Here is a 24445-nt window from a genome sequence, read left to right on the forward strand (position 1 = left end):
GTACCCAAGGTCGTCTGAAAAACCTTACAACGCGCGGCGGAAGCTGACGGCTTTCAAAACATGGCTTCTGCCGACTTCTTCATCGCCCGCCAAATCCGCCAATGTACGCGCCACGCGCATGATGCGGTGGAAGCTGCGGGCGGAGAGGGAGAGTTTTTCCAACAGGCTGCCCAAGGCTTCCTGCGCTTCTTTTTGGATGCGGGCGGACGTGTCGAGTTCACTGACGCTCAAGGCGGCATTCACTTTGCCTTGCCGCGCATATTGTTTGTCGCGGGCGGCGATCACGCGCGCCAACACGACGGCGCTGCTTTCCCCCGCTTCCTGCTGCATCAGTTCGGCAGCGGACAGGCTGGGGACTTCGATGGTCAAATCGATGCGGTCAAGCAACGGCCCGGAAATTTTACTGCGGTAACGCGCCACGCTTTCAGGCGTGCAGCGGCAGGGTTTGACGGGATGCCCGAGATAACCGCACGGACACGGGTTCATGGCGGCGACAAGCTGGAATTTGGCGGGATAGACGGCTTGGCGCGCCGCACGGGAAATGTGGATTTCGCCGTTTTCCAAAGGTTCGCGCAAAACTTCCAAAACTTTGCGGTCAAACTCGGGCAGTTCGTCCAAAAATAAAACGCCGTGATGCGCCAATGAAATTTCGCCCGGACGCGGGTCAGAACCGCCGCCGACCATGGCTGCCGAGCTGGCGCTGTGGTGCGGGCTGCGGAAAGGACGGTTGCTGTCGAGTTGTTGCTGATGATTGGGCAGGAGCGAACGCAACGCCCATACTTCGACCAATTCGTCTTCGGTCAAAGGCGGCAGAATGCCAGGCAGCCGTTGGGAAAGCATGGATTTGCCCGTTCCCGGCGGGCCCATCATCAAGAGGCTGTGTCCGCCCGCGGCGGCGATTTCCAAAGCAAGGCGGGCGGTGTGTTGACCTTTGACATCGATGAGGTCGGGCAGTTTGGCGTTTTCAGACGACCTCTGCGGGACTTGGCAGGCGGTTTGCGCCAAAGGTTCGATGCCGTTCAAATGGGCGGCGACCTCACCTAACGAACGCGCGCCGTAAACGGTAATGCCGCGCATCACGGCGGCTTGTTCTGCATTTTCCTGCGGCAGGACGAAAGAACGCCCAGCCTGCATGCCCTGCCACGCCATCGCCAACGCGCCGCGCACGGGGCGCAACATGCCGGAAAGCGCCAATTCGCCGGCAAACTCGTATTGCGCGAGCTTTTCAGGTGCGATTTGTCCGGATGCGGCGAGGATGCCCAGCGCAATCGGCAGGTCGAAACGTCCCGATTCTTTGGGCAGGTCGGCGGGGGCGAGGTTGACGGTGATTTTTTTGGCAGGGAAGTCGAAACCGCTTTGGATGATGGCGGCGCGCACGCGGTCGCGGCTTTCTTTGACTTCGGTGTCGGGTAATCCGACGATATTGAAATGAGGCAGGCCGTTGGCAAGGTGGGCTTCCACTTCGACCAACGGCGCATTCATGCCGCTCAAGGCGCGGCTGTAAACCAAGGCAAGCGACATGTTTCAGACGACCTTATTCGCCGGCTTCGGTTTGCTGTTTGATTTCGGCGACGGCTTCTTCGGCTGCGGCTTCGGCAGCTTCCAATGCAGTCTGCTCAGGCTCTTGCGCGGCTTCGAGTTTTGCCAGACGTTCTTCCAGCTCGACCAATTTGGTGCGGGTTTTGATCAACACCTGCTGCTGGATGTCGAATTCTTCGCGCGTAACCAAATCCATACGGTTGAACGCGCTGCCGAGCATGGCTTTGACGTTTTTCTCCATGTCTTTGGCGGGGCTGTTGGCGATGGTTTCGCTGATTTTTGCGCTGACTTCTTCAAAGAGTTGTTTGCCGAACATAATCCGTATCCTTTATATCAGAATATATAAAATCCAAGCGTATTGTATAAGGAAAAAGGTCGTCTGAAAACGGGCATTCTGCTGCCGCGCCTTTTCCCTTCCAAACATCGCCCGCGTGTAGCAAATGCCCGCAAAATCGCTCAATCTTGCGGGCATTTTTGAAACGGCTTTTGCCGCCTGTTTCGATATTCGGCGTATTTTAACGCTCGACGCGGGCATCAAAAATCGGCAGCCACCACGCACCGCCGGTAAAGCCTTTGCACGAGCCGGTAGTGTGTTCCTCGCTGCGGACGAAGCTCTTGCCGTCCCACACCGCCGCATTGCTTGTCCAGCAGTCGCCTATGCCGCGGCCTTTGAAGCTGCCGCTGAGGGTGGCTGTTTTCTCGTCGAATCCGCCGTGCCCGCCGTATACCATCGGCGGGAGCACTTGTTCGATTTTGGTCAACTCTTTATCGGCAATGGCATAGTAGCCGCTGGTTTGATAAGCACCGCCGATACAGATGGCCGAAATCAACACCTGACGATCGTTGAGCGGATGGACATACAGGCTGCGGTTCCAACCCATTTGCTCTTTATTATGCAGGGCGTAACAGTAATTATCTTCGCCTTCGGAAACGCGGTTGCTGTTGCGCAGCAGCTTCATGACGGCGCTGTGGCGCGGTGTGTCTTGCTCCAGTATATCGCCTGCTGTTTTCGGTACGGCAACGGCGCGGATGACGGGCTTAGGCTGCGGGCTGAGGACTGTCTGACTGCTGTTGCCTTTGCGTATCAGCGCGGAAGGCGTATTCAGACGACCTTGGAATTCGTCCGCTTTCAACATTGCCGCCGCCGCGCCTTTGTCGGACAAGTGCCATTCATATTTTCCCGCGCGGATGCTGATTTTGCTTTCTTTTTTCAATGCTTCGAGCAAGGCGTTGGTTTGCGCGCTGCTCAATTTGCCTGTGCCTTTTTTGTTCAACGCCAATTTGCCCAGTGATTTGCCGTTCAGTATCAATTCACTGCGGGCTGCCACACGGGCGAGTTGACGCTCATCGTCGTTAAACGGCAGCAGGGAAACTTCGCCGGCTACGGCGGCGTTCGCCCCCGCTTTTCGGGTAAACAAGATGGAAACCGGCGTTTCTGTTTCGTCCGCCTGATATCCGGCAAGACGGCATGTGCCGGTATTGTCGCAAGCGATGTCCCAGTCTTGGTAATTTTGATAAAAGCCTTGGGGCGGAGCGGCCAGTGCGGTGACGGGCAAAACAGCCAGCAGCCATTTTTTCATGATGTATTCCTTCAGTTTTATTTTATAGTGGATGGGTAAAAGATGGCGCGGCAAGGAAACACAGTGCCGCGCTGCTTTTTTTGTAAAACATATGATGCGTCGTTTGCCAAAAAGTTTTTGACTCGGGACGGCAAAGGTCGTCTGAAACTCCCTTTCAGACGACCTTTTTTAAGATATACAGGCTGCGTGTTTAATCATCGTTGTAATCGTAGTAATCATTGTACCAATCGCGGTATTTACGATAGTGGTGTTTATGTCTTTTGTAGCGTGCCTCACGGTAGTAAGGATCGTCATAGTCGTAATCATCACGATCGTAGCGGTAGTCGCGGTAACGGCGGTCGTACCAATAGTTGTCGTTGTCTTTCTGGTTCATTTTTTTATTTCGATAGGCGTATGCATTACCTGCCAAACCACCTGCTACCGCGCCGATGAACGCACTTTGTTCATCGTTACCCAATAGTCCGCCTAAAGCTGCGCCTGCTGCTGCACCGATAAGGGTAGCTTTTCTTTGGTTGTCAGTGCCCCTAGCTTCCGCATTGATGGAGGGGAGGCTGAGGCTGGCGGCGAGTAATACCGCCATAAGTGGTTTCATAGTCATTGTTTCGTCCTTTCGTGAAACACGGCAGGTGCCGGAGAATGGTCGGCATTATAGTCATTCTTTTGTTCGCCGTTCATTTTTCTGTAGAAAATTAGCGTAAACAAATGTTGTTTGTTGAGGCGCGATTGCTTGGTTGATGGATTGGAAGTCTTAACTATATTGGATTTGGCGGTAACAAAACGCCCCGAAGCCGGTATGCGGTTTCGGGGCGTTTGGGTTTCAGACGACCTGTACGGTGTCTGCAACACTTATTTGAAAAAGCCTATTCTTCAGGCAGCCGCCATACGGACAGAATGAATCCGCCCCAGATGACGACGAGTGCGATAATCATCATGATGATGGCTGAGGTACTCATTCTTTATCTCCTTGTTCATGTTCGTGTTCGTCTTTGACGTTGAAGTTTTGACCATGTTTCCAAGGCAGAAGCGACAGTACCACGGAGATGACAATCAGACCGATCGACATGCCCCAGCCGAAGATATTGAGGAAATCGCTGGGATATTTCGAGTAGTTTTCTTTAAGCAGGCCGATTGTGTCTTGGTACAACATATAGCCGAGCATGGCAACGGTAAAGATGACGCAGGCAGTCCAAATCGCGCCGACGCGGACGGAGGAGAGCGCGTTCAGGTGGTTGCGCAGCTCGGGCAGTTTGCGCAGGACGATGATGGCCAAAACATAGACGAAGCCGGCGGCGACGATGCCGTAGGTGTTGACGAATTTGTCCAATACGTCCAAAACGGGCAGGCCTGTGGTCGTGCCGAAGAGCAGGGTGGAGATAATGCCCATCGGAATGCAGACGAGCAGGGTAGCGTTGACGCGGCCGATGTTCAATTTGTCCTGAATGGCGGCAACGATAACCTCGACGATGGAAATCATCGAGGTAATGCCTGCGAATACCAGCGAACCGAAAAACAATACGCCGATCAGCGCCCCCATCGGAGCTTGGTTGATGATGGTCGGGAAGGCGATGAAAGCCAAACCGATGCCGCTGGAAGCCACTTCGCTGACGGCTTGCCCTTTCGCTTGCGCCATAAAGCCCAGCGCGGCAAATACGCCGATACCGGCGAGCAATTCAAAGCTGCTGTTGGCAAAGCCGACAACCAAGCCGGTACCGCCCAAGTCGGTTTTTTTCTTCAGATAGGAAGAGTAAGTCACCATGATGCCGAAGCAGATGGAGAGCGAGAAGAAAATCTGACCGTATGCGGCGACCCAGACTTTCGGATCGGAAAGTTTCGACCAGTCGGGCGTAAACAGCGCGTCCAAACCCTTAGCCGCTCCCGGCAGCGTCAGCGAGATGCCGACCATGATGATGAACATAATCAAAAGCAGCGGCATGAAGAACGACGATGCGCCCGCCACGCCTTTTTGTACGCCTAAAGCCATGATGATGCAGGTAAACAGCCATACGCCGATCAGCGGGCCGACGACTTTACCGACAAAATCCAAGCCCAAGGCTTCAGGACCTGCCATGTTCAAAAAGTCTTTAAAGAAAAACGCTTGCGGATCCGCGCCCCATGCGGCGTTCAGCGAGTAGTAGGCATAGCTTGCCGACCAGCCGATGATGACTGCGTAGTAGATACAGATGATGACGTTGGTCATCACGTTCCACCAGCCCACAGGCTCGAACCAGCGGCCGAGGCGGCGGAAAGCCAGCGGAGCGGAGCCGCGGTAGCGGTGGCCGATGGCGTAGTCGAGCAGCAGCAGCGGGATGCCGGCGGTCAAGAGCGCGACCAGATAGGGTAGGAGGAACGCACCGCCGCCGTTTTCGAAGGCGATGTAGGGGAAGCGCCAAATGTTGCCCAGGCCGACGGCAGAGCCGATAGCGGCAACCATAAACGCGCGGCGGTTGCTAAACGTCGCGCGTTCGTTTGTTTTGGAATCAGACACGTTGATACCTCTTGCTTTGATGTGGTATGAAAACAGCCGCTTGGCGGCTTACGGTTATAGAAATGAGGTCTGACAGGGGTAATGTCGTCTGAAAAAAACAGTCGGCTTGTGGCCTTTGTTTACAATCTATGGCTGTATCGTAAAAAAATTTAACAGGCTTGGCAAGCGGAAAACAGATTTAAGTTGCGTTTCGGGCAGTTCTGGGAATTTCAGACGGCCTTGCATTGCCCAAGGGCAGGGTGAGTTGCCGGATGTGGACGTTATTGTTTTTTGCGTTTAGGGCTTGTTGTGCAATTTGGTATGAATCCGAATACACATTCCTTTTTAAGGAATGACGTAAAAAATAAAAGGTCGTCTGAAAACCGATTTCAAAGTTTCAGACGACCTTTTATCTTTTCCGGAAAACCTAGCTTATCCTCTGCGCAATATGGCGTTGTTGACGTATTTTTGGATGCCGGTGGCAATAGCGTCGGCGCATTGGCGGCGGAAGGAGTCGCTGCCGAGCAGCCGCTCTTCGGTCGGGTTGGACAGGAAGGCGGTTTCGACGAGGATGGATGGGATGTCGGGCGCGCGCAGGACGGCGAAGTTGGCTTCGTCAACGCGGCCTTTGTGGAGTTGGTTGAGTTTGCCCAATTCGGTCAGGACGGAATGTCCGAGTTTGCGGCTGTCGCGCATGGTGGCGGTTTGGGTCATGTCGAGAATGGCGTTATCGACGCTGCGGTTGCCGCTTTTAAGGACGCCGCCGATGGCGTCGGCGTTGTTTTGGGTTTGGGCGAGGAATTTGGCGGCGGAGCTGGTCGCGCCTTTGGTGTTGAGCATATAAACGCCGGTACCGCGCGCAGACGGGCTGGTGAAGGCATCGGCGTGGATGGAGACGAACACGTCGGCATTGCGGGCGCGGGCTTTGGCGACGCGCACGCCCAACGGGATAAAGATGTCTTCGTTGCGGGTCATGTAAACGGTGTAGCCTATGCTTTCGAGGCGGTTTTTGGTTTCGCGGGCGATGGAGAGGACGACGTTTTTCTCTTTCAAGCCGCTGGGTCCGATGGCGCCGGGGTCTTCACCGCCGTGACCGGGGTCTAACATGACGACGGGACGGCGTCCGCCGCGGTTGGAGCGGGGAGGTGCGTCTTGGGCAATGTTCGTGCGATCGGTAGGACGTTGTGTCTGCAGGCGTTTCGGCGGGTTGCCGTTGAGCAGCGCCATCATCGGGTCGTTGGCATCGACGCCGTGCGGATAGAGGTCGATGACGAGGCGGTTTTTAAAGCCGCCGACCGGAGCAAGCGAGAAGACTTGCGGATGGGCGTTTTGCTTGAGGTCGATGACGACGCGTACGGTCGTCGGGGTGTTTTGTCCGGCGCGGATGCTGCGGATATAGGGGTCGTCGGGCAGGACTTTGCCGGAAATGCCTTGCAGGACGCTGTTGATGTTGGCGTTTTGGATGTCAACGACGAGCCTGCCGGGGTTTTCCAAGGCGAAATGCTGATATTGCAGGGCGCGCGAGCTTTCGATGGTGATACGGGTATAGGCATGCGAAGGCCAAATACGGGCGGCGACGAATTGGGCGGGCGGCGCGGCTTTGGCGAGGGCGGAGGCAATCGGCGTGAGGGTGAACAACAGTCCGGCAGTTTGGCGGACGACTTGTCTTCGTGTCAGTTTGAATTTAACCATGCTTCTAAACTTTTTTGTCCGTTGGCGGTGTGTGCGGTAGCGGTGCAGGCCCTGCCCTGCGCGGCGTGATTCAGGGATACGGTGATGTCTGCGGTCGGTGTGAACGCGCCGCCTTGTTGCGGCCATTCGATGATGCAGACGCTGTCAGGGGAGAACAGGTCGTCCAAACCCGCATCTTCCCATTCTTCGGGCGAGGCAAAGCGGTAAAGGTCGAAATGATGGAGCGTGAACGCTTCCAGCGGGTAGGATTCGACAATGGCGTAGGTCGGGCTTTTGACCGCGCCGGTGTGTCCGAGTCCGCGCAGGATGCCGCGCGTGAACGTGGTTTTCCCCGCGCCCAAATCGCCTTGCAGATGGATGACCAATGGCGCGCGCAGCGATTTTGCCCAACTTTCACCCAGCTTGAGTGTGGACTCTTCGTCGGGAAGCCGGCGGGAAAAGGTTGCGCCCTCGCTCATGAAATCAGCCTTGTCGTGTTCTAGAAACCTTAATTATGCTGGATTTACGGGCATTTGCAAACATAAGGGAGGATAAAGTTAGATAAAGATGTTCAATCGGCATCTTTGCCGTCTGCCGTCCAAACGCCGCAGAGGTCGTCTGAAAATACCGTTTCCGCACAACTCAAACCCTTTCAGACGACCCCGTCTCTGTTAAGCCTTGCGCCGAACGTGTACAATCCGCCCCATCATACCTAATCCGTACAAACCGCATCATGACTATCAGCAAACAACGCCCCATCGGCGTTTTCGATTCCGGCGTCGGCGGCCTGACTAACGTCCGCGCCCTGATGGAACGCCTGCCGATGGAAAACATCATCTACTTCGGCGACACCGCCCGCGTTCCCTACGGCACCAAATCCCGCGCCACCATCGAAACCTTCGCCATGCAGATTGTCGATTTCCTGCTGGAAAACGATGTTAAGGCGCTCGTCATCGCGTGCAACACCATCGCCGCCGTTGCCGGACAAAAAATCCGTCAAAAAGCAGGCAATATGCCCGTATTGGACGTGATTTCCGCCGGCGCGCAGGCCGCCCTGAACACCACGCGCAACAACAAAATCGGCATCATCGCCACCAATACCACCGTCAACAGCAACGCCTACGCCCGCGCCATCCACGCCCAAAACCCCGACACGCTCGTGCGCACGCAGGCGACGCCGCTGCTCGTGCCGCTGGTGGAAGAAGGCTGGCTTGACCATGAAGTAACCCGCCTGACCGTACGCGAATACCTCAAACCGCTTTTGGTGGACGACATCGACACGCTCGTCCTCGGCTGTACCCACTTCCCGCTGCTCAAGCCCCTAATCGGCAAAGAAGCGCAAAACGTCGCCCTGGTCGATTCCGCCATCACCACCGCCGAAGCGACCGCCCAAGCGCTCGCCCAAGCGGGCCTGCTCAACACTGAAAACGACAGCCCCGACTACCGCTTCTACGTCAGCGACATCCCCCTGCGCTTCCGTACCATAGGCGAACGCTTCCTCGGACGCAGTATGGAACAAATCGAAATGGTCTCGCTGGGATAAGGCATATCCCGCATACCAAAACGAGAGGTCGTCTGAAAACCCGTGTTTCGAGTTTTCAGACGACCTTTTTGCTATTGGTTTCAGTGATACAAGAAAGTTGAAAGGAAAAGAGAATTAAGAAAGATGTGATGTACAATTACATCCTAAATTGTTTTTGATGGAATAATTTTTTTGAAGGGAGAAATGATGAGTGTCCAAAAATTTATTGATGAAAGCAGAAATTTTTTTAAAGGAGAACAGTTTGATAAGGTAGAACAACGACTGAAGCAGGCTTGGCAAGAAATTATTGGTGAGGCTACACAGGTACAAATTCAAGAGCAAAACGATGTCCGGTATTGGTTGGGATGCTGTTCTTTTGAAAAGGCACAAAGAACTGAAAAAAATGAAAAAGTGATTCAACTGTTGAAAGAAGCAATTAAATATTTTCAGCAGCAGTTATCGCTTGCCAAAAAGCTGTGTAATACACAAGCTAGTATTGAAGAGCAGTATGCTTATGGTTGGCTGGGTCGTTGTTATTTGGAGCTGGCGATAAGGGAAAAAATTGTTGATACAACAAACATATGCCTTCATCAAGCTATTAGAAGTTATTATCATCAGCTAGATATCCTTAATAGATTGGAAAAAAAAGAGGATTTTGTTAAAGAACAAATTAAGGCTCAAAATTGGCTAGGTCATTGTTATTCTGAACAAGCAAAGCGAACACTAATTTCAGATAGAAGGATTAGGCTGATTAAGAAGGCTCTACAGTGTTATTCTCAACAATTGGATCTTATCAAACAAGCAGCAACAACCTTACGACCACATATCTTAGAACAAGCTCAGGCACATTCATGGATAGGCGGTGCCTATTTGGAATGGGCGCTACACACTAAAAATGTGGAGAGTGCGGAAGGGCTACTGAACAAAGCTATTGACCATCATAAACAGGAATTACAACTTTCTGGAGAACTTGATAATCAGGATAATCAGATAGATAAGCAAAACGGTATCATAGGGCAGATTTATGCTCAATATCACATTGGGTGTTGTTATTTCGAGCAGGCTAGAAGAGCGAAAGATGACACTCAAGCCGATGATCTTTTCCAAAAATCTGCCAAATTTTTTGAAAATGTACGCGATCAGATTGAAAATGTACGCGATCAGATTCCTGCGTTAATTGATTGGCCTAAAAAGAATTTTTTAGAGAGTTCTCTCAAACATTATCTAAAATATTTTGCCTATCGTGATCAAAAATGGGTGAAATATTTTAAGGATAAGAAAGAAGAAATAAAAGAACTTCTCTTTATTCCAAAGGCTAATGACCCTCGTTTAAGTAATGCTATTTCTACTATTTTGGCAGTCTTGAATATTCCAACGATAGAGTTAGGCTCTATTCCCTTAGCTCATTACACTTCTCCAATCGTGTGCCATAAATTGTTTGGTATTGGGGAAGAGATTAATCCATTGCGAATTGGTAGTTCTACCGATATGAATGATCCTTCAGAAGGTAAAACTTTGCTGGAGTTTTTGGATGTGCAGGATTTGGAGTTGGAAAATAAGGTGGATTATCCGACTTATAATGCCTTCTTCACTTGTTTTTCGAGTCGCGTCAATGATTTGAATCAGTTCCGTCTGTATGGCAAAGAAGATGGTATAGAGGCTTCAGGTTGTTGCCTAGTGGTTAATAAAAATGGGGATTGGTTAAAGGAGGTGGATCTTTCTTCTCCCTTTCGTAGCCTAGCTTCAACTCAAAAAGAACATGCAGAGAATGGGCTGCAAGATAAGAGTTCTCACAAGTTACCAGAGATTGAGCTCTCAATTTTTCAGTTTGAAAAGTTGCCACTTTATCAGATTGCCTATATTGCTTATGAGGATGAGTACATTTCTAGGGAAAAATGCGGAAGATGGTTTGAGATGCCGCATGGTAAGTTTGGCATTCGTTTGAAACCTATTGGAGATAATAAAAAGTGGCATGAATTCCGCTTGACTAAATTGGAAGAGGCATTGCAAGAATTAATGAATTTTCTCCATAATAAAAACAGTTTTGAAGAAGAGGATAAACAGATTTTGGAATATATCCGTTATTTGTTTAAAGACTTTGCTTTCCGAGATGAAGAAGAATTTCGATTGATGAAAATTGCGAAAATTGACGCAGAGGAAGTTAAATATTGTGATGTAAGCCAATCGGTCTTTATTCCTTATTCTGATATACGGGATATAGTGGATGAGGTAATTTTGGGTACGAATTACGAGAAGACCAGCAGAAGGCGTAAGGCGGAGGTGTTTCAATATCAGATGCGCAAGCTGTGTCCTGATGTGAAAGTATCTAGGTCGTCACTGCCTATTAATCCGCCACTTAGGTAAGTTTGTCTTAGTGGGAAATGTAAAAAGGTCGTCTGAAATTAAGTTTTCAGACGACCTTTTTAGTGTGTCAAACCGCTGTTAGGAAACAATTTCGCCTTGGGCGCGTTGTTTGTCGATGCTGCGGTTGATGTGCCATTGTTGGGCGATGGTCAGGAGGTTGTTGACTACCCAGTACAATACCAGACCTGCAGGGAAGAAGAAGAACATGGCTGAGAAAATCAGCGGCATGACTTTCATCATTTTTGCCTGCATCGGGTCGGTCGGCGGCGGGTTGAGGAATGTTTGGGCAAACATGGTTACCGCCATAATTACGGGCAGAATGTAGTAAGGGTCGGAGCGGCTAAGGTCGGTAATCCAGCCCAGCCAAGGAGCCTGACGCAATTCTACGGAGGCGAACAATGCCCAGTACAAGCCGATGAAGACGGGGATTTGCAACAGCATGGGTAGGCAGCCGCCCAGCGGGTTGATTTTTTCGTCTTTGTAAAGCTGCATCATGGCTTGCTGTTGCGCCATACGGTCGTCGCCGTATTTTTCTTTGATGGCTTGCAGTTTGGGCGCGGCGGCGCGCATTTTTGCCATCGAGCGGTAAGAGGCGTTGGTCAGCGGGTAGAGTACGGCTTTGACGATAATGGTCAAAACGATGATTGCCCAGCCCCAGTTGCCGATAATGTTGTGCAGTTGGTTCAGGAGCCAGAAGAGGGGGGAGGCGAACCAGTGTACTTTGCCGTAGTCTTTTGCCAGTTGCAGGTTGTCGGCGATATTGGCGATGACGGATGTGGTCTGCGGGCCGGCGTAGAGGTTGATGGAGGCTTCGGATTTCGCGCCGTTTTGGATGGCGGCAAGGGGAACGCTGACGCTGGTGCTGTACAGGTTGTCGTTGCGGCGTTTGATGTCGATACGGCAGTCGCCTGCGGCGCAAACGCTTTGTCCGCCTTTGGGTTGGAGAATCCAGGTGGACATGAAGTGGTGTTCAATCATGCCGAGCCAGCCGGTTTGGGTTTTGCGGGCGTATTCGGCTTCGTTTTTGCCTGATTTGGCATCGTCGTCCAAGTCGGAGAAGCTGACTTTTTGGAATTTGCCTTCGGGGGTGTAAACCACCGGGCCGACGAAAGAGCGGGTAAAGTAGCCTTGACCTTCGGGTTCGCTGCGGTCGCGTACGATGCGGTAGTCTGCGCTCAGGTTGGCGGGCTTGCCGCTGGTGTTGGTGATGTCGAAACGGACGTTGACGAGGTAACTGTCTTTGGTGAAAGTATAGACTTTGTCGATTTTCAGTCCGTTTGTTTCAGGCGCGCTCAGGCGAACTTCAACTTTGTCGCCGTTGAGACTGTATTCTTTTTGCGCTGCGGTAAAGTTGACGCCTTTGAGGATGTTGTTGCCTTGTGCATCCAAAAGCTCGGACTGGGCAACGTAGGTGTATTCTTTGCTGTCGTTAAACAGGGTGAAGGGTTTGTTTTCGTCGCCATTTGCTTTGTATTTGAGCAGGGTCATTTGACGCAGGTCGCCGCTTTTTTCGTCGATGACGGCTTTGACCGTGTCGGTCGTTACGGTAATCGGCGTTGCGGGGGCGAGTGCGGCTTCAGCGGCAGCGGTTGCGGCGGTTTGCTGCTGTTGCTGCGCGGCTTGTTGTGCCGGATTGGGTTTGGGGCTGGGGAAGAAATGTTCCCAGCCGGCAAAGATTGCCAGCGAAATGGCAAAAAATGCCACAAGTCTTTTAAAATCCATAAGAGATTCCTGGAATTGACGGGTATGTAATGGAGATGAAAACTGCTTCAGACGGCATTATATAGAAACCGACGGGAAATTAAAGGAAATCAAGTTATCCGAATGATTCGGATTACGGGACGGGGTCGTGTCCGTGTCCGCCGAAAGGGTGGCAGCGGGCGATGCGTTTGAGGGCGAGCCAGCCGCCTTTGAATGCGCCGTATTTTTTGACTGCCTCGACAGCGTATTGCGAACAGGTCGGGGTATAGCGGCAGCGCGGCGGTATCAGCGGGCTGACGGCGTATTGGTAAAAACGGATCAGCGCGAGGACGAATTTGGACAACAGGGTATTCATCAGCGTTTGCGCATAAGTTGCGCCAATTGGTTTCGGGCTTCGGCGGCATTTTGCCGGTTGAATGCCAGGCGGACGCGTACGACGAAATCATGTGGCGGCAGGCTGTTTTTGTTCAGCCTGAACCAATCGCGGATGACGCGCTTCATGTAGTTGCGTTCATGCGCGCGTTTCGCTGTTTTTTTGCTGACGACCAAGCCGAGCCGCGGATGGTTCAATCCGTTGTCGGCAGATTGGGAAACTTGCAGCAAATCGCGGCTGCGCCGGTTTTTGAACGCAAAAACGGATGAAAAATCATCCGTTTTTAATAAGCGGTACTGCTTTCCGAAGCGGTAGTCCAAAATTACACTGCCAAGCGTTTGCGGCCTTTGGCGCGACGGGCTGCCAATACTGCGCGGCCACCGCGGGTTTTGGAGCGGACCAGGAAGCCGTGGGTACGTTTGCGTTTGGTAACGGAAGGTTGATAAGTGCGTTTCATGATGTTTCCTAAAAAATCGGTAGATAAATAAACCGTGAATTACACTCTAATTTTCTGCTTTTGTCAATCTCGGTTGAGTAAATGGATATGGCGCGCGGGGTGATTCGGTTTGCGGATTCGCGTAGTGCTTTGTGGATAAAATTTCCGGCGGGTTGTGGATAAAGTTTGGCGGAGTGGGTATAATCGGCAATTCCTGTCCCTTTGTCGGGCGATAGGTCGTCTGAAAATGGTGGTGCGGATTTATCGTGATGATTTTCCAAAAATAATTTAATTGTATTTTCAGACGGCGTCCGGTTTGGTGGATAGGGTTTGTGCGGTATTTGCGACACTTTTCCCGTCGGGCTGAAACCGCATTTTCAAGGGCTGCAATTTCCGACGGTTTCTCTCCGTTTCTTTCCAACGATTTCCACGACTCGAGCTTATTCATGACGCTAGCAGAATTTTGGCCGCAGTGCCTCCGCCGACTTCACGATATTTTGCCTGCCGGGCAGTTCGCGCAATGGATTGCGCCCTTGACCGTGGGCGAGGAAAACGGCGTGTGGGTGGTTTACGGTAAAAACCAGTTTGCCTGCAATATGCTCAAAAGCCAGTTTGCCGCCAAAATCGAAGTGGTGCGTGCGGAATTGGCCCCGCAGCAGGCGGCTTTTGCGTTTAAGGCGGGCGCGGGGCAGCATTATGAAATGGCGGAAAATGCGGGGGCAGTTGCGCCTGAACAAGCCGCGTTGACGGAAGAAATGCCGAAAGCGGACGCGCAAGAATCTTTTTCGGACGGGACGTCGTCTGAAAACTCGGACAAACCCTCCGTTGCGAAAACAGCGGCGGACATTTTGGCGCAGCGCATGAAAAACCTGCCGCACGAAAGCAAACAGCCTGCCGCCGCGCCCGCAGAATCCAAAGCCGTTGCCAAAGCCAAAACGGAAGCGCAGCGCGATGCGGAAGAAGCGCGTTATGAGCAGACCAATCTGTCGCGCGACTACACATTCGATACCTTGGTAGAAGGTAAGGGCAACCGCCTTGCCGCCGCCGCCGCCCAAGCCATTGCCGAGAACCCGGGGCAGGGCTACAACCCGTTTTTCCTGTACGGCAGTACGGGTTTGGGTAAAACCCACTTGGTGCAGGCCATCGGCAACGAACTGCTGAAAAACCGTCCTGACGCCAAAGTGCGTTATATGCATTCAGACGACTATATCCGCAGCTTTATGAAGGCGGTGCGCAACAATACTTATGATGTATTTAAGCAGCAATACAAACAATACGACCTGCTGATTATCGACGACATCCAGTTCATCAAAGGCAAAGACCGTACGATGGAAGAATTTTTCTATCTGTACAACCATTTCCATAACGAGAAAAAACAGCTCATCCTCACTTGCGACGTGTTGCCTGCCAAAATCGAAGGCATGGACGACCGCCTCAAATCGCGTTTCTCATGGGGTTTGACTTTGGAACTCGAGCCGCCCGAGCTGGAAATGCGCGTGGCGATTTTGCAGAAAAAGGCAGAAGCGGCAGGTATCAGCATTGAAGACGAAGCCGCATTGTTTGTCGCCAACCTGATTCGTTCCAACGTGCGCGAACTGGAAGGCGCGTTCAACCGCGTCAGCGCCAGCAGCCGCTTTATGAACCGCCCCGTCATCGACATGGATTTGGCGCGCACGGCTTTGCAGGACATCATTGCCGAAAAACACAAAATCATTACCGCCGACACCATTATCGACGCGACTGCCAAATATTACCGTATTAAAATCAGCGATATACTCGGCAAAAAGCGCACACGCAACATTGCCCGTCCGCGTCAGGTCGCCATGAGCCTGACCAAAGAACTGACCACTCTCAGCCTGCCATCCATCGGCGACGCTTTCGGCGGACGCGACCACACAACCGTCATGCACGGCGTGAAAGCGGTAGCAAAACTGCGCGAAGAAGATCCCGAGTTGGCGCAAGATTACGAAAAACTCCTGATTCTGATTCAAAATTGAGTCAGAACCGGCTTTCAGACGACCCCTCTCTTAAAAGGTCGTCTGAAAACACAAATACACTTTGATTTTAACGGCGGCGAATCAACCATCTCGTCCGCCGAACCCGATTCAAAAACACCCGAAATAACCGATTCAAAAGGAATTGACCATGCTGATTTTACAAGCCGACCGCGACAGTCTGCTCAAGCCGCTGCAAGCCGTTACCGGTATCGTCGAACGCCGCCATACCCTGCCCATCCTCTCTAACGTCCTGCTCGAAAGCAAAGACGGTCAAACCAAACTCCTGGCGACCGACTTGGAAATCCAAATCAACACGGCCGGCCCGGAAAGTCAGGCAGGCGACTTCCGCATCACCACCAACGCCAAAAAATTCCAAGATATCCTGCGCGCCTTGCCCGACAGCGCCATCGTTTCGCTCGACTGGGCGGACAACCGCCTGACCCTGCGTGCAGGCAAATCACGCTTCGCCCTGCAAACCCTGCCTGCCGAAGACTTCCCGCTGATGAGCGTCGGCGAAGACATCAGCGCCGCGTTTTCCCTGTTGCAGGAGACTTTCAAAACCATGCTTTCACAAGTCCAATACAGCATGGCAGTACAAGACATCCGCTACTACCTCAACGGCTTGCTGATGCAGGTTGAAGGCAACCAACTGCGCCTCGTCGCCACCGACGGCCACCGCCTTGCCTACGCCGCCAGCCAAATCGAAGCCGAATTGCCCAAAACCGAAGTCATCCTGCCGCGCAAAACCGTTTTGGAACTCTTCAAGCTGCTGAACAACCCGTCCGAACCCATCAGCGTCGAGCTGCTCAACAACCAAGTACGCTTCCAATGCAACGGCACGACCATCGTCAGCAAAGTCATCGACGGCAAATTCCCCGACTTCAACCGTGTCATCCCGCTGGACAACGACAAAATCTTCCTCGTTTCCCGTACCCAACTTTTGGGCGCGCTTGAACGTGCCGCCATCCTTGCCAACGAAAAATTCCGCGGCGCGCGCCTGTTCCTGCAACCCGGCCTCTTGAGCGTCGTGTGCAGCAACAACGAGCAGGAAGAAGCACGCGAAGAACTCGAAATCGCCTACCAAGGCGGCGAACTCGAAGTCGGCTTCAACATCGGCTATCTGATGGATGTATTGCGCAACATCCATTCCGACGATATGCAGCTCGCCTTCGGTGATGCCAACCGCTCGACCTTGTTTACCGTACCGAACAACCCGAACTTCAAATACATCGTTATGCCGATGCGCATTTGATGCGGTTGTTTTGAAATGAATAAAAAGGTCGTCTGAAAACCAAACAGGTTTCAGACGACCTTTTTATGTGGCTGAACAACAGCGAAACAATCAGCTTTCGGATGTTTCCTGTTTTAAATCGACCAATCGCGTTCCCGCCAAGAAATCGTATAAAAACTGCCGGTCGGGGTTCAGCAGGGCAAAGCCCCACGGCAGGATGAGCCAGATAAGGGCGGCACCAAAGGCAGGTATGGGCGGGATGGCGAGCAGGTGGCGCAGGCCGGCGTAGGCGAGCAGGGGGATGAAGACGACGAAGATACACGACCAAATAAAGCGGATGCGCAGTTGCGACAATGGCGGCAGCGTACCGTTTCTGCCGTGCAGCCCGATTTTCCACGTCTGCATGGCGAGGGTGCGGCCGGTTTTCGTCCAGTTGGTTTTGAAGTAGAGCCACCAGCTTCCTACAAAGATAACGCAGGTAACCAAGCTGGAAAGGAGCTGGGAGACGGGGTTGAGGAAAATCGCGGCGATGCCGGCAAGGAGGGCGGCGATGGCGGTCACGGCGCCGGTCAGCAGCAATTCGTACATCAGGGCGGCAAGGCGGCGTTTGACGGGGGCGGGGGGAAGGGCGGTCATGGCGGTCTGCTCGGTAAAAAGGTCGTCTGAAAAACGGAATACTTGGTTCGGGCGAAACCGCCGCATCCGTTTTCAGACGACCTTTGTGTGGGAGGAATCAGCGGTGGGGGCGTTTTTGTCCGCGCGCCTGCTGGGCTGCCATCTGGTTCATTTCCTGACGGGTCGGGCGTTTTTTGAACATGGCGTGCGCTTCGTCAACCGAGCATTTTTGCGACAGGCAGACCAACGTTACCGCGTCTTTTTGGTGCTGACCGCCGCTGTGGTACATACGGCGCAGGTTGGCTTCGTTGATGCGGCCTTTTTCGGGGTCGATGTCGAATTTTTTCAGGCGCTCGATGAACTGGCGCTGTTGGCGGCGCGAAGTCCAGACAAAGCCGCCGGCGGCTGCGGCGACGATGATGACGGCAATCAGGATGGCGAGCGGCCATGAATCGACGATTAAGACGATGAGCAGGCTTAAAACGGCGGTGGTCAGCACGAGCAGGCCGCCGATGCGGAGTTTGGTTTGGTTGTCCATGAAGTTGTAGTTCCTTATCAAGGGTGGGAGGTCGTCTGAAAAACGGAGGCTGGTTTCGGAGAACCTGCCGCGTCGGTTTTCAGACGACCTTGAATCTCGTAATTAACGCTATTTTACAGTATTTTCGGAATGTGGTGGGAAGGTGGCAGCAGGTGGAGTTTCCTGCCGCAAAGTTAAAGAAAACGGGATTGTTTGTTTGCCGTTATTTCCATCCAGACAGAAATAACGGCAAGTTGTGCTTTTATGATTTCAATTCCTTATTATCACCACGCAGCGCGTTCCCTCATATCTTCCACCGCTTCCACCAACGCCGCCGCCAATGGCGGATCAAACGACGAGTGTCCCGCCTGAATCACGCGCAGTTCGGCTTCGGGGAGCGCCTGCGACAGTTCCCACGCGCTTTGCATGGGGGTGCATAAGTCGTAGCGTCCTTGTACGATGATGGTCGGGATATGTCGGATTTTGTCCGTGTTCGCCAAAATCGCTTTGTCGCCTTTCAGCCAGCCTTCGTTGACGAAATAATGGTTTTCCAAACGGGCGATGGCGAGCGATTGGTACGCGTCTTCATCGACGTCTTGCGGTTCGAAGCGGATCAGGTAGCTTTCCCAGTCTGCCCAGGCTTTGGCGGCTTTCAGACGACCTGTTTCATCTTCGCCGAACAGCATTTCGTGATACGCCGCAATCAGGCTGCCGCGTTTTTCTTCGGCGACGGGCGCGAGGAATTTCTGCCATTGCGCGGGATAAATCTGGCTGACGCCACCTGCTTCGTCCAGCCACGCCATTTCGGACGGGCGGCACAGGAATATCCCGCGCAAGACGAGTCCGGCAACGCGTTCGGGATGGGTTTCGGCATACGCCAGCGACAAGGTGCTGCCCCATGAGCCGCCGAACACCAGCCATTTTTGAATGCCCAGCATTTCGCGGACTTTTTCGATGTCGGCAACCAAATCCCAAGTCGTGTTGTCGTCGGTGCAGGCGTAAGGCAGCGAGTGGCCGCAGCCGCGCTGGTCGATGATGACGATGCGGAACACGTCGGGATTGAAAAAGCCGCGGCAGGCAGGCGATGCGCCCGCGCCCGGGCCACCGTGCAGGAAGATGACGGGCAGTCCGTCGGGATTGCCGGATTCTTCCCAATAGATTTGATGGATGTCCGATACTTGCAGCAGGCCGCTGCGGATGGGTTCGCGGATGGGGTACATGGTGTTTCTCCTGTTGTCTGACGTTGGGATTGTACCCATCGGGCAGGCAAACGACAAACGGCAAGGGGTCGTCTGAAATCCCCTTGCGCCGCCGCGTTTCCCGACCGCCCGACTATCCGCTATAATTCCCCGATACCCGCGCAACCGAAAGAATGAAATGAACAAAATCCTGATGACCGCCGCCGTGCTGCTTCTGTCCGCCTGCGGCTTCCATCTCAAAGGCATGGGCGGCACCGCACGCACGCTGCCGTATCCCGCTTGGCACATCCAAAACGCCTCCGTGATGCAGAAGGCTTTGGAAAACGCCCTGCGCCGCGTCGACGGCAAACCCGTTTCCGCCGCCGAAGCGCAAATGACGTTGAACATCAAGGGCATCGAAACCCGTCAGGACATCTACACCATCACCCGCGCCGCGCTGGTCAACGAATACCTGCTGACGCTGCGCGTCGAAGCCCAAGCCATGCGCAACGGCGAGCCAGTGGGCGAACCGATTACCGTCCTCGTCAATCGCACGATGGACTACAACGACAGCGAAGTGTTGGGCAAACAGGAAGAAAGCGAAACCATTTGGGCGGAAATGCGCGCCGACGCCGCCGACCAAATCGTCCGCCGCCTGACGTTCTTGAAAGCGTATTGATGGCGGTCATGAATATCGAACAGGTCAGCGCGGATATGCCGCTTTCGCCGCTGTACATCATTCACGGCGAAGAAGACCTGTTGCGCATCGAAGCCCTCGACACCCTGCGCGCCGCCGCCAAAAAACAAGGCTACCTCAACCGCGAAGTCTTTACGGCGGACAACGGCGCCGACTGGGACGAACTCCTGCAAAGCGCAGGCAGCGCGGGGCTTTTTGCCGACTTGAAACTTTTGGAAATCCACATTCCGAACGGCAAGCCCGGCAAAACCGGTGGCGACGCGCTGCAAACCTTCGCCGAACGCCTGCCCGAAGACACCGTTACCCTGATTCTGCTGCCCAAGCTCGAAAAAGCCCAAACGCAGGCAAAATGGTTCACCGCGCTCGCCGCCAAAGGCACCGTACTCGAAGCCAAAGCCATTAGCGCGCAAGCCCTGCCGCAGTGGATAAAGGGTCGTCTGAAAAAGGTCGGACTCGACATCGAACCCGACGCGCTTGCCCTGTTTGCCGAACGCGTCGAAGGCAACCTGCTCGCCGCCCGCCAAGAAATCGACAAACTCGCCCTGCTGCACCCGCAAAACCATACCGTCAACATCGCCGATGCCGAAGCCGCCGTCGCCAACGTCGCCCGTTTCGACGTATTCCAGCTCTCCGGCGCATGGATGAAAGGCGATGCCCTGCGCGTCGCCCGCCTTCTGGACGGACTCGAAGCAGAAGGCGAAGAACCTGTCTTGCTGCTGTGGGCGGTTGCCGAAGACATCCGCACCCTCATCCGCCTGACCGCCGCGCTTAAACAAGGACAGAGCGTACAATCCGTCCGCAACAGCCTGCGCCTGTGGGGCGACAAACAAACCCTCGCGCCGATTGCCGTCAAACGCATTCCCGCCGTCCGCCTGATCGAAGCGCTCAAAACCTGCGCCAAAATCGACCGCATCATCAAAGGCGCGGAAGACGGCGACGCGTGGACGGAGTTCAAGCAGTTGGTGACGGGGTTGGCGGTGTGAAGGTGTATATATCCGGGTTGCTTGCGGCGAGCACATCCTGTTATTAGAGCCTGCCCGGCATGATGAAGACCGGGGAGGGGTTGAAAACCCGACAAAAAAGAACATATTGAATGAGGCAGAAATCTTCCTGTTTCCGATAAATCGGCCATCCGCACATACACCCTCGTTTTCAGACGACCTTTCAAAGGAAAACCATGTTTCAAAACTTTGACTTGGGCACTGTCCTGCTCGCGATTCCGCCCGTCCTCCTTGCCCTGACCATACGCGAAGTCGCGCGTGGTTATACCGCCCTCCGTTGGGGCGACAGTACCGCCCAACAATACGGGCGGCTGACGCTCAACCCCCTGCCGCATATCGATCCGGTAGGTACGATCGTCGTCCCCATAATCAGCCTGCTGCTGACCCCGTTCGTTTTCGGTTGGGCGCGCCCGATGCCCATCGACCCGCGCAATTTCCGCGATCCGCGCCGCGCTTGGCGTTGGGTTTCCATTTCCGGTCCGATTGCCAATCTGATTTTGGCGTTCTTTTGGGGCTTTGTTGCCGCCTTTGCCGTTTACGCGCCCGAATCCTATCAGGAACCGTTGGTCCGAATGGCGCAATACGGCGTTATCGTGAACGCGATTTGGGTTGCTTTCAGCCTGATTCCCATCCTGCCTTGGGACGGCGGCATCTTTATCGATACGTTCCTGTCTGCCAAACAGTCCATGCAGTTTCGCAAAATCGAACCTTACGGAATGTGGATTGTCCTAATATTGATGTTCACAGGGCTGTTGGCAAAAATCATCCTGCCTATCGTTGCACTGATACAGACGGCTGTGTACCTCTTTATGACCTTGTTAATCTGAATCGTCTGCAAGACAGTAAAGAGGTTGTCTGAAACCTTAAACACACCCGCAGGGCGCATGATTGCGCCCTTTGTTTTACCTGTTTCCAAAGTAAATCTCATTGGAAACCCTGCTTAAAAATTGTACAATGGCAGCCCTTTCCATACGGCGGTTTGACCATGCGCATCGGCGGCTACATTATCGACAATCCCATTGCACTCGCCCCGATGGCGGGCATCACGGACAAACCGTTCCGCCGACTTTGCCGAGATTTTGGCGCGGGTTGGGCAGTGTGCGAAATGCTGACCAGCGACCCGACGCTTAGAAATACCAAAAAGACCCTGCGCCGCAGCGATTTTGCCGATGAAGGCGGTATCGTTGCCGTCCAGATTGCCGGCAGCGATCCGCAGCAGATGGCGGATGCCGCGCGTTACAACGTCAGCCTCGGGGCGCAGGTTATCGACATCAACATGGGCTGTCCCGCCAAAAAAGTCTGCAATGTTCAAGCCGGCAGCGCGCTGATGCAAAACGAGCCGCTGGTTGCCGCCATTCTCGAAGCCGTCGTCCGCGCGGTGGACGTTCCCGTTACCCTCAAAACCCGTTTGGGCTGGCACGACGACCACAAGAACCTACCTGCCATCGCCCGCATCGCCGAAGATTGCGGCATCGCCGCCCTTGCCGTCCACGGACGCACACGCACGCAAATGTATAAGGGCGAAGCGGCTTATGATCTGATTGCCGAGACCAAAGGTCGTCTGAACATCCCCGTCTGGGTCAACGGCGACATCACTTCGCCGCAAAAAGCCGCCGCCGTCCTCAAACAAACCGCCGCCGACGGCATCATGATAGGGCGCGGCGCACAAGGCAGGCCGTGGCTCTTTCGCGATTTGAAATATTACGCCGAACACGGCGTTTTGCCGCCTGCCTTGAGCTTGGCAGAATGTAACGCGACCATTTTGAACCACATCCGCGCCATGCACGCGTTTTATGGCGAAGTCGCCGGCGTACGCATTGCCCGCAAACACATAGGCTGGTACATCGACGAAATGCCCGACGGAGAGCAGACACGCCGGGACATCAACCGCTTGGACAGCGTAGCGGCACAATACGATACCCTTGCCGCCTATCTTGAGGCGCTTTCGGAGAAAACCGACCGCTGGGTGTGTGATTATCGTGAAGGGTAGGGCGTTTCAGACGACCTTTTTATTTTTGGGAAGTAAATATGAAATTAACGCCGCGTTTACAAAGCTTAGGTATTGCTGCGCTGTTGATGACAGGATACGGGTTTTATGCTTATGACTATAATTTGATAGCCTGTAAATTAATGGATCGCAATTGGAATGACGACAAGGGCAGGTGCATGAATCCCGATTGCCGTCAACATGATGCGTGTATGTTGAGTGCGTTTAAGAGTAGAGCGACATGCGAAACCATCCGTCCCGGTGACAGTTTGGACAAGGCTTGGTATGTACTGGGCGAACCTTGGTATGAGAAAAACGGGCGTTTCTTTTGGGATGATAAATATGGAGATCATGTAGCAGAAATCGAACCGGACGGAGAAAAGGTTGGCAAGATTACCTGCTTGGGGGAGTAGGTTGTGTGGACTGTAATCCGGCATGGTGAAGGCTTGATGGTTAATCTTCATTCATTCTTAAAGGCTGATGTGCCTTTCTACAGCCAACCTCCTTTAATACAAAAGGCTTCAGTATGACTTTTTGGCATGGCTTTTGGATTATTACCGGCGTGCATTTTTTGGCGTGCATGTCGCCCGGCCCTGATTTTGTACTCGTTTCGCAGCAGGCGTTGAGCCGGGGGCGGGCTGCCGGAATGTTGACCGCGCTGGGCATTGCGTTGGGATTCGGTATCCACATTATTTATTCCGTACTCGGCTTGGTCACGCTGGTGGCTCAGTCCGCCCCGCTTCTAACTGCGGTCAAAATTGGCGGCGGACTGTATCTGCTGTATATCGGCTATAAAGGTTTGCGCGCGAAAGCTGCGGGCGGGACGGTCGAAATCCGTAAGGACCATATGGCGGACGAACCGACACGGAAAACGATATGGCGCGGGGTGTTGTGCAATGTGCTGAACCCGAAGGCGGTCGTGTATATGCTGTCGCTGTTTACCGTCGTATTGTCGCCGGATACGCCGATGTGGCAGATGGGGGTTTACGGCGTATGGATGGCGCTGATGCTGTTCGTTTGGCTCGGCCTTGTCGCGCTGATGTTGTCCGCCCCTGCCGTGAGCAAACGTTTTCAGCGTTTCGGTCATTGGATAGACCGATTTTGCGGCGGGGCGTTGGCTTTGCTGGGGATTAAGGTTATCAGCGGGTAGCTTGGGTCGTCGGGCCAACAGGATGATTCTTATCCGGAAATGGCGGCAATATCAGGTCGTCTGAAAACACAGTTTTATCGAAATAAAAAACAATCTATTTAATTCAAACTCAACAAACGTCGTCTGAACCCCGTTTCAGACGACCTGTCATCTTTAAAAACAACGAAGGAGGATATGTTATGAAACAACCCATCCCCGATATTGCGCAATGCGTTGAACAGAATTTGCAACAATATTTCAAAGACTTGAACGGTACGGAGCCTTGCGGCGTGTACGATATGGTGTTGCACCAAGTGGAAAAGCCGATGCTTGCGTGCGTGATGGAACAATGCGGCGGCAATCAGTCCAAAGCGGCGGTGATTTTGGGGTTGAACCGCAATACGCTGCGTAAGAAACTGTTGCAGCACGGTTTGCTGTAAATA

At 53.4% G+C, this 24445-nt stretch carries 27 protein-coding genes; 12 read left to right on the forward strand and 15 right to left on the reverse strand.

Going from position 1 to position 24445, the window contains the following annotated elements:
- Positions 1-24: 24 nt before the first annotated feature.
- From HMPREF2954_RS10355 to tsaE, 8 genes are all read right to left on the reverse strand, one after another.
- Positions 25-1521, reverse strand: a complete 1497-nt coding sequence (locus tag HMPREF2954_RS10355; RefSeq protein ID WP_045072448.1) for a YifB family Mg chelatase-like AAA ATPase — start codon at positions 1519-1521, stop codon at positions 25-27.
- Between the two features lie 13 nt (positions 1522-1534).
- Complete coding sequence (locus HMPREF2954_RS10360; protein WP_009312789.1) at positions 1535-1855, reverse strand: accessory factor UbiK family protein; 321 nt, start codon at positions 1853-1855, stop codon at positions 1535-1537.
- Positions 1856-2054: 199 nt separating this feature from the next.
- Positions 2055-3119, reverse strand: a complete 1065-nt coding sequence (locus HMPREF2954_RS10370) for a DUF1176 domain-containing protein (RefSeq protein ID WP_045072444.1) — start codon at positions 3117-3119, stop codon at positions 2055-2057.
- Between the two features lie 190 nt (positions 3120-3309).
- Entirely contained in the window at positions 3310-3717 is a 408-nt protein-coding gene (locus HMPREF2954_RS10375) for a YMGG-like glycine zipper-containing protein (protein WP_045072442.1), read from the reverse strand.
- A gap of 262 nt (positions 3718-3979) precedes the next feature.
- Positions 3980-4072 (reverse strand): methionine/alanine import family NSS transporter small subunit, encoded by a 93-nt coding sequence (locus HMPREF2954_RS11955; protein ID WP_016687493.1) that lies wholly within the window; start codon positions 4070-4072, stop codon positions 3980-3982.
- Positions 4069-5604: a sodium-dependent transporter gene (locus HMPREF2954_RS10380; protein WP_045072441.1), complete on the reverse strand. Its 1536-nt coding sequence runs from the start codon at positions 5602-5604 to the stop codon at positions 4069-4071. Before HMPREF2954_RS10380 ends, HMPREF2954_RS11955 begins: the two co-directional genes overlap by 4 nt.
- A 411-nt stretch (positions 5605-6015) precedes the next feature.
- Positions 6016-7275: an N-acetylmuramoyl-L-alanine amidase gene (locus tag HMPREF2954_RS10385; protein WP_045072440.1), complete on the reverse strand. Its 1260-nt coding sequence runs from the start codon at positions 7273-7275 to the stop codon at positions 6016-6018.
- Positions 7257-7733 carry a tRNA (adenosine(37)-N6)-threonylcarbamoyltransferase complex ATPase subunit type 1 TsaE gene (gene tsaE, locus HMPREF2954_RS10390; RefSeq protein ID WP_045072439.1) on the reverse strand — a complete coding sequence of 159 codons (477 nt, stop codon included), beginning with the start codon at positions 7731-7733 and terminating at the stop codon, positions 7257-7259. The genes HMPREF2954_RS10385 and tsaE overlap by 19 nt, the downstream gene beginning before the upstream one ends.
- 105 nt (positions 7734-7838) lie before the next feature.
- Here tsaE and HMPREF2954_RS13315 point away from each other — a divergent pair, with 105 nt between their 5' ends.
- The 3 genes from HMPREF2954_RS13315 to HMPREF2954_RS12550 all read left to right on the forward strand — a co-directional run bounded on the left by HMPREF2954_RS13315 (position 7839) and on the right by HMPREF2954_RS12550 (position 11140).
- Positions 7839-7970 carry a hypothetical protein gene (locus HMPREF2954_RS13315; protein WP_267894564.1) on the forward strand — a complete coding sequence of 44 codons (132 nt, stop codon included), beginning with the start codon at positions 7839-7841 and terminating at the stop codon, positions 7968-7970.
- Between the two features lie 17 nt (positions 7971-7987).
- Entirely contained in the window at positions 7988-8797 is an 810-nt protein-coding gene (murI, locus tag HMPREF2954_RS10395) for a glutamate racemase (RefSeq protein ID WP_003779418.1), read from the forward strand.
- 186 nt (positions 8798-8983) lie between these two features.
- Entirely contained in the window at positions 8984-11140 is a 2157-nt protein-coding gene (locus HMPREF2954_RS12550) for a hypothetical protein (protein ID WP_070689121.1), read from the forward strand.
- Between the two features lie 78 nt (positions 11141-11218).
- Here the strand turns inward: HMPREF2954_RS12550 and yidC are convergent, their stop codons facing one another.
- From yidC to rpmH, 4 genes are all read right to left on the reverse strand, one after another.
- Positions 11219-12862 carry a membrane protein insertase YidC gene (gene yidC / locus HMPREF2954_RS10405; protein ID WP_045072437.1) on the reverse strand — a complete coding sequence of 548 codons (1644 nt, stop codon included), beginning with the start codon at positions 12860-12862 and terminating at the stop codon, positions 11219-11221.
- A 112-nt stretch (positions 12863-12974) separates the two neighbouring features.
- Entirely contained in the window at positions 12975-13196 is a 222-nt protein-coding gene (gene yidD, locus HMPREF2954_RS10410) for a membrane protein insertion efficiency factor YidD (RefSeq protein WP_045072436.1), read from the reverse strand.
- Complete coding sequence (gene rnpA / locus HMPREF2954_RS10415; RefSeq protein WP_003758090.1) at positions 13196-13534, reverse strand: ribonuclease P protein component; 339 nt, start codon at positions 13532-13534, stop codon at positions 13196-13198. Before rnpA ends, yidD begins: the two co-directional genes overlap by 1 nt.
- A 2-nt stretch (positions 13535-13536) precedes the next feature.
- Complete coding sequence (gene rpmH / locus HMPREF2954_RS10420; protein WP_002214728.1) at positions 13537-13671, reverse strand: 50S ribosomal protein L34; 135 nt, start codon at positions 13669-13671, stop codon at positions 13537-13539.
- Positions 13672-14096: 425 nt separating this feature from the next.
- Between rpmH and dnaA the strand changes: the two genes are divergently transcribed.
- The gene (gene dnaA / locus HMPREF2954_RS10425; protein WP_045072435.1) at positions 14097-15647 is read left to right on the forward strand and encodes a chromosomal replication initiator protein DnaA; all 1551 of its coding nucleotides are present in this window, start codon (positions 14097-14099) and stop codon (positions 15645-15647) included.
- Between the two features lie 148 nt (positions 15648-15795).
- Complete coding sequence (gene dnaN / locus HMPREF2954_RS10430; RefSeq protein ID WP_045072433.1) at positions 15796-16899, forward strand: DNA polymerase III subunit beta; 1104 nt, start codon at positions 15796-15798, stop codon at positions 16897-16899.
- A gap of 90 nt (positions 16900-16989) precedes the next feature.
- Here dnaN and HMPREF2954_RS10435 read toward each other — a convergent pair whose 3' ends face one another.
- The 3 genes from HMPREF2954_RS10435 to pip all read right to left on the reverse strand — a co-directional run bounded on the left by HMPREF2954_RS10435 (position 16990) and on the right by pip (position 19230).
- Positions 16990-17514 carry an RDD family protein gene (locus HMPREF2954_RS10435; RefSeq protein WP_070689130.1) on the reverse strand — a complete coding sequence of 175 codons (525 nt, stop codon included), beginning with the start codon at positions 17512-17514 and terminating at the stop codon, positions 16990-16992.
- A gap of 97 nt (positions 17515-17611) precedes the next feature.
- On the reverse strand, positions 17612-18031 hold the full coding sequence (locus HMPREF2954_RS10440) for a hypothetical protein (protein ID WP_045072431.1): 420 nt from the start codon (positions 18029-18031) through the stop codon (positions 17612-17614).
- A gap of 263 nt (positions 18032-18294) precedes the next feature.
- The gene (gene pip / locus HMPREF2954_RS10445; protein WP_045072429.1) at positions 18295-19230 is read right to left on the reverse strand and encodes a prolyl aminopeptidase; all 936 of its coding nucleotides are present in this window, start codon (positions 19228-19230) and stop codon (positions 18295-18297) included.
- Positions 19231-19387: 157 nt separating this feature from the next.
- Here pip and HMPREF2954_RS10450 point away from each other — a divergent pair, with 157 nt between their 5' ends.
- The 7 genes from HMPREF2954_RS10450 (at position 19388) to HMPREF2954_RS10480 (ending at position 24442) form a co-directional block, all read left to right on the forward strand.
- Positions 19388-19867 carry an LPS-assembly lipoprotein LptE gene (locus tag HMPREF2954_RS10450; protein WP_003767304.1) on the forward strand — a complete coding sequence of 160 codons (480 nt, stop codon included), beginning with the start codon at positions 19388-19390 and terminating at the stop codon, positions 19865-19867.
- Entirely contained in the window at positions 19867-20868 is a 1002-nt protein-coding gene (holA, locus tag HMPREF2954_RS10455) for a DNA polymerase III subunit delta (protein ID WP_070689122.1), read from the forward strand. Before HMPREF2954_RS10450 ends, holA begins: the two co-directional genes overlap by 1 nt.
- A gap of 194 nt (positions 20869-21062) precedes the next feature.
- Positions 21063-21713 carry a site-2 protease family protein gene (locus HMPREF2954_RS10460; protein ID WP_003741178.1) on the forward strand — a complete coding sequence of 217 codons (651 nt, stop codon included), beginning with the start codon at positions 21063-21065 and terminating at the stop codon, positions 21711-21713.
- A gap of 158 nt (positions 21714-21871) precedes the next feature.
- Complete coding sequence (gene dusB, locus HMPREF2954_RS10465) at positions 21872-22876, forward strand: tRNA dihydrouridine synthase DusB (protein WP_045072425.1); 1005 nt, start codon at positions 21872-21874, stop codon at positions 22874-22876.
- A gap of 38 nt (positions 22877-22914) precedes the next feature.
- Positions 22915-23286: a hypothetical protein gene (locus HMPREF2954_RS10470; RefSeq protein ID WP_003776673.1), complete on the forward strand. Its 372-nt coding sequence runs from the start codon at positions 22915-22917 to the stop codon at positions 23284-23286.
- Between the two features lie 113 nt (positions 23287-23399).
- Complete coding sequence (locus HMPREF2954_RS10475) at positions 23400-24023, forward strand: LysE family translocator (RefSeq protein WP_045072422.1); 624 nt, start codon at positions 23400-23402, stop codon at positions 24021-24023.
- Between the two features lie 179 nt (positions 24024-24202).
- Entirely contained in the window at positions 24203-24442 is a 240-nt protein-coding gene (locus tag HMPREF2954_RS10480) for a Fis family transcriptional regulator (protein ID WP_003761869.1), read from the forward strand.
- Positions 24443-24445 lie beyond the last annotated feature (3 nt).

The organism is Neisseria sp. HMSC067H09, assembly GCF_001814135.1.
In the GTDB taxonomy this organism is placed as follows: domain Bacteria; phylum Pseudomonadota; class Gammaproteobacteria; order Burkholderiales; family Neisseriaceae; genus Neisseria.

Excerpts from the sequence above, each read along its gene's own strand:
- HMPREF2954_RS10355 (WP_045072448.1), bottom strand. The coding sequence starts at position 1,521 with ATGTCGCTTGCCTTGGTTTACAGCCGCGCCTTGAGCGGCATGAATGCG.
- HMPREF2954_RS10360 (WP_009312789.1), bottom strand. The coding sequence starts at position 1,855 with ATGTTCGGCAAACAACTCTTTGAAGAAGTCAGCGCAAAAATCAGCGAA.
- HMPREF2954_RS10370 (WP_045072444.1), bottom strand. The coding sequence starts at position 3,119 with ATGAAAAAATGGCTGCTGGCTGTTTTGCCCGTCACCGCACTGGCCGCT.
- HMPREF2954_RS10375 (WP_045072442.1), bottom strand. The coding sequence starts at position 3,717 with ATGACTATGAAACCACTTATGGCGGTATTACTCGCCGCCAGCCTCAGC.
- HMPREF2954_RS11955 (WP_016687493.1), bottom strand. The coding sequence starts at position 4,072 with ATGAGTACCTCAGCCATCATCATGATGATTATCGCACTCGTCGTCATC.
- HMPREF2954_RS10385 (WP_045072440.1), bottom strand. The coding sequence starts at position 7,275 with ATGGTTAAATTCAAACTGACACGAAGACAAGTCGTCCGCCAAACTGCC.
- tsaE (WP_045072439.1), bottom strand. The coding sequence starts at position 7,733 with ATGAGCGAGGGCGCAACCTTTTCCCGCCGGCTTCCCGACGAAGAGTCC.
- murI (WP_003779418.1), top strand. The coding sequence starts at position 7,988 with ATGACTATCAGCAAACAACGCCCCATCGGCGTTTTCGATTCCGGCGTC.
- HMPREF2954_RS12550 (WP_070689121.1), top strand. The coding sequence starts at position 8,984 with ATGAGTGTCCAAAAATTTATTGATGAAAGCAGAAATTTTTTTAAAGGA.
- yidC (WP_045072437.1), bottom strand. The coding sequence starts at position 12,862 with ATGGATTTTAAAAGACTTGTGGCATTTTTTGCCATTTCGCTGGCAATC.
- yidD (WP_045072436.1), bottom strand. The coding sequence starts at position 13,196 with ATGAATACCCTGTTGTCCAAATTCGTCCTCGCGCTGATCCGTTTTTAC.
- rpmH (WP_002214728.1), bottom strand. The coding sequence starts at position 13,671 with ATGAAACGCACTTATCAACCTTCCGTTACCAAACGCAAACGTACCCAC.
- dnaA (WP_045072435.1), top strand. The coding sequence starts at position 14,097 with ATGACGCTAGCAGAATTTTGGCCGCAGTGCCTCCGCCGACTTCACGAT.
- dnaN (WP_045072433.1), top strand. The coding sequence starts at position 15,796 with ATGCTGATTTTACAAGCCGACCGCGACAGTCTGCTCAAGCCGCTGCAA.
- HMPREF2954_RS10435 (WP_070689130.1), bottom strand. The coding sequence starts at position 17,514 with ATGACCGCCCTTCCCCCCGCCCCCGTCAAACGCCGCCTTGCCGCCCTG.
- HMPREF2954_RS10440 (WP_045072431.1), bottom strand. The coding sequence starts at position 18,031 with ATGGACAACCAAACCAAACTCCGCATCGGCGGCCTGCTCGTGCTGACC.
- pip (WP_045072429.1), bottom strand. The coding sequence starts at position 19,230 with ATGTACCCCATCCGCGAACCCATCCGCAGCGGCCTGCTGCAAGTATCG.
- HMPREF2954_RS10450 (WP_003767304.1), top strand. The coding sequence starts at position 19,388 with ATGAACAAAATCCTGATGACCGCCGCCGTGCTGCTTCTGTCCGCCTGC.
- holA (WP_070689122.1), top strand. The coding sequence starts at position 19,867 with ATGGCGGTCATGAATATCGAACAGGTCAGCGCGGATATGCCGCTTTCG.
- HMPREF2954_RS10460 (WP_003741178.1), top strand. The coding sequence starts at position 21,063 with ATGTTTCAAAACTTTGACTTGGGCACTGTCCTGCTCGCGATTCCGCCC.
- dusB (WP_045072425.1), top strand. The coding sequence starts at position 21,872 with ATGCGCATCGGCGGCTACATTATCGACAATCCCATTGCACTCGCCCCG.
- HMPREF2954_RS10470 (WP_003776673.1), top strand. The coding sequence starts at position 22,915 with ATGAAATTAACGCCGCGTTTACAAAGCTTAGGTATTGCTGCGCTGTTG.
- HMPREF2954_RS10475 (WP_045072422.1), top strand. The coding sequence starts at position 23,400 with ATGACTTTTTGGCATGGCTTTTGGATTATTACCGGCGTGCATTTTTTG.
- HMPREF2954_RS10480 (WP_003761869.1), top strand. The coding sequence starts at position 24,203 with ATGAAACAACCCATCCCCGATATTGCGCAATGCGTTGAACAGAATTTG.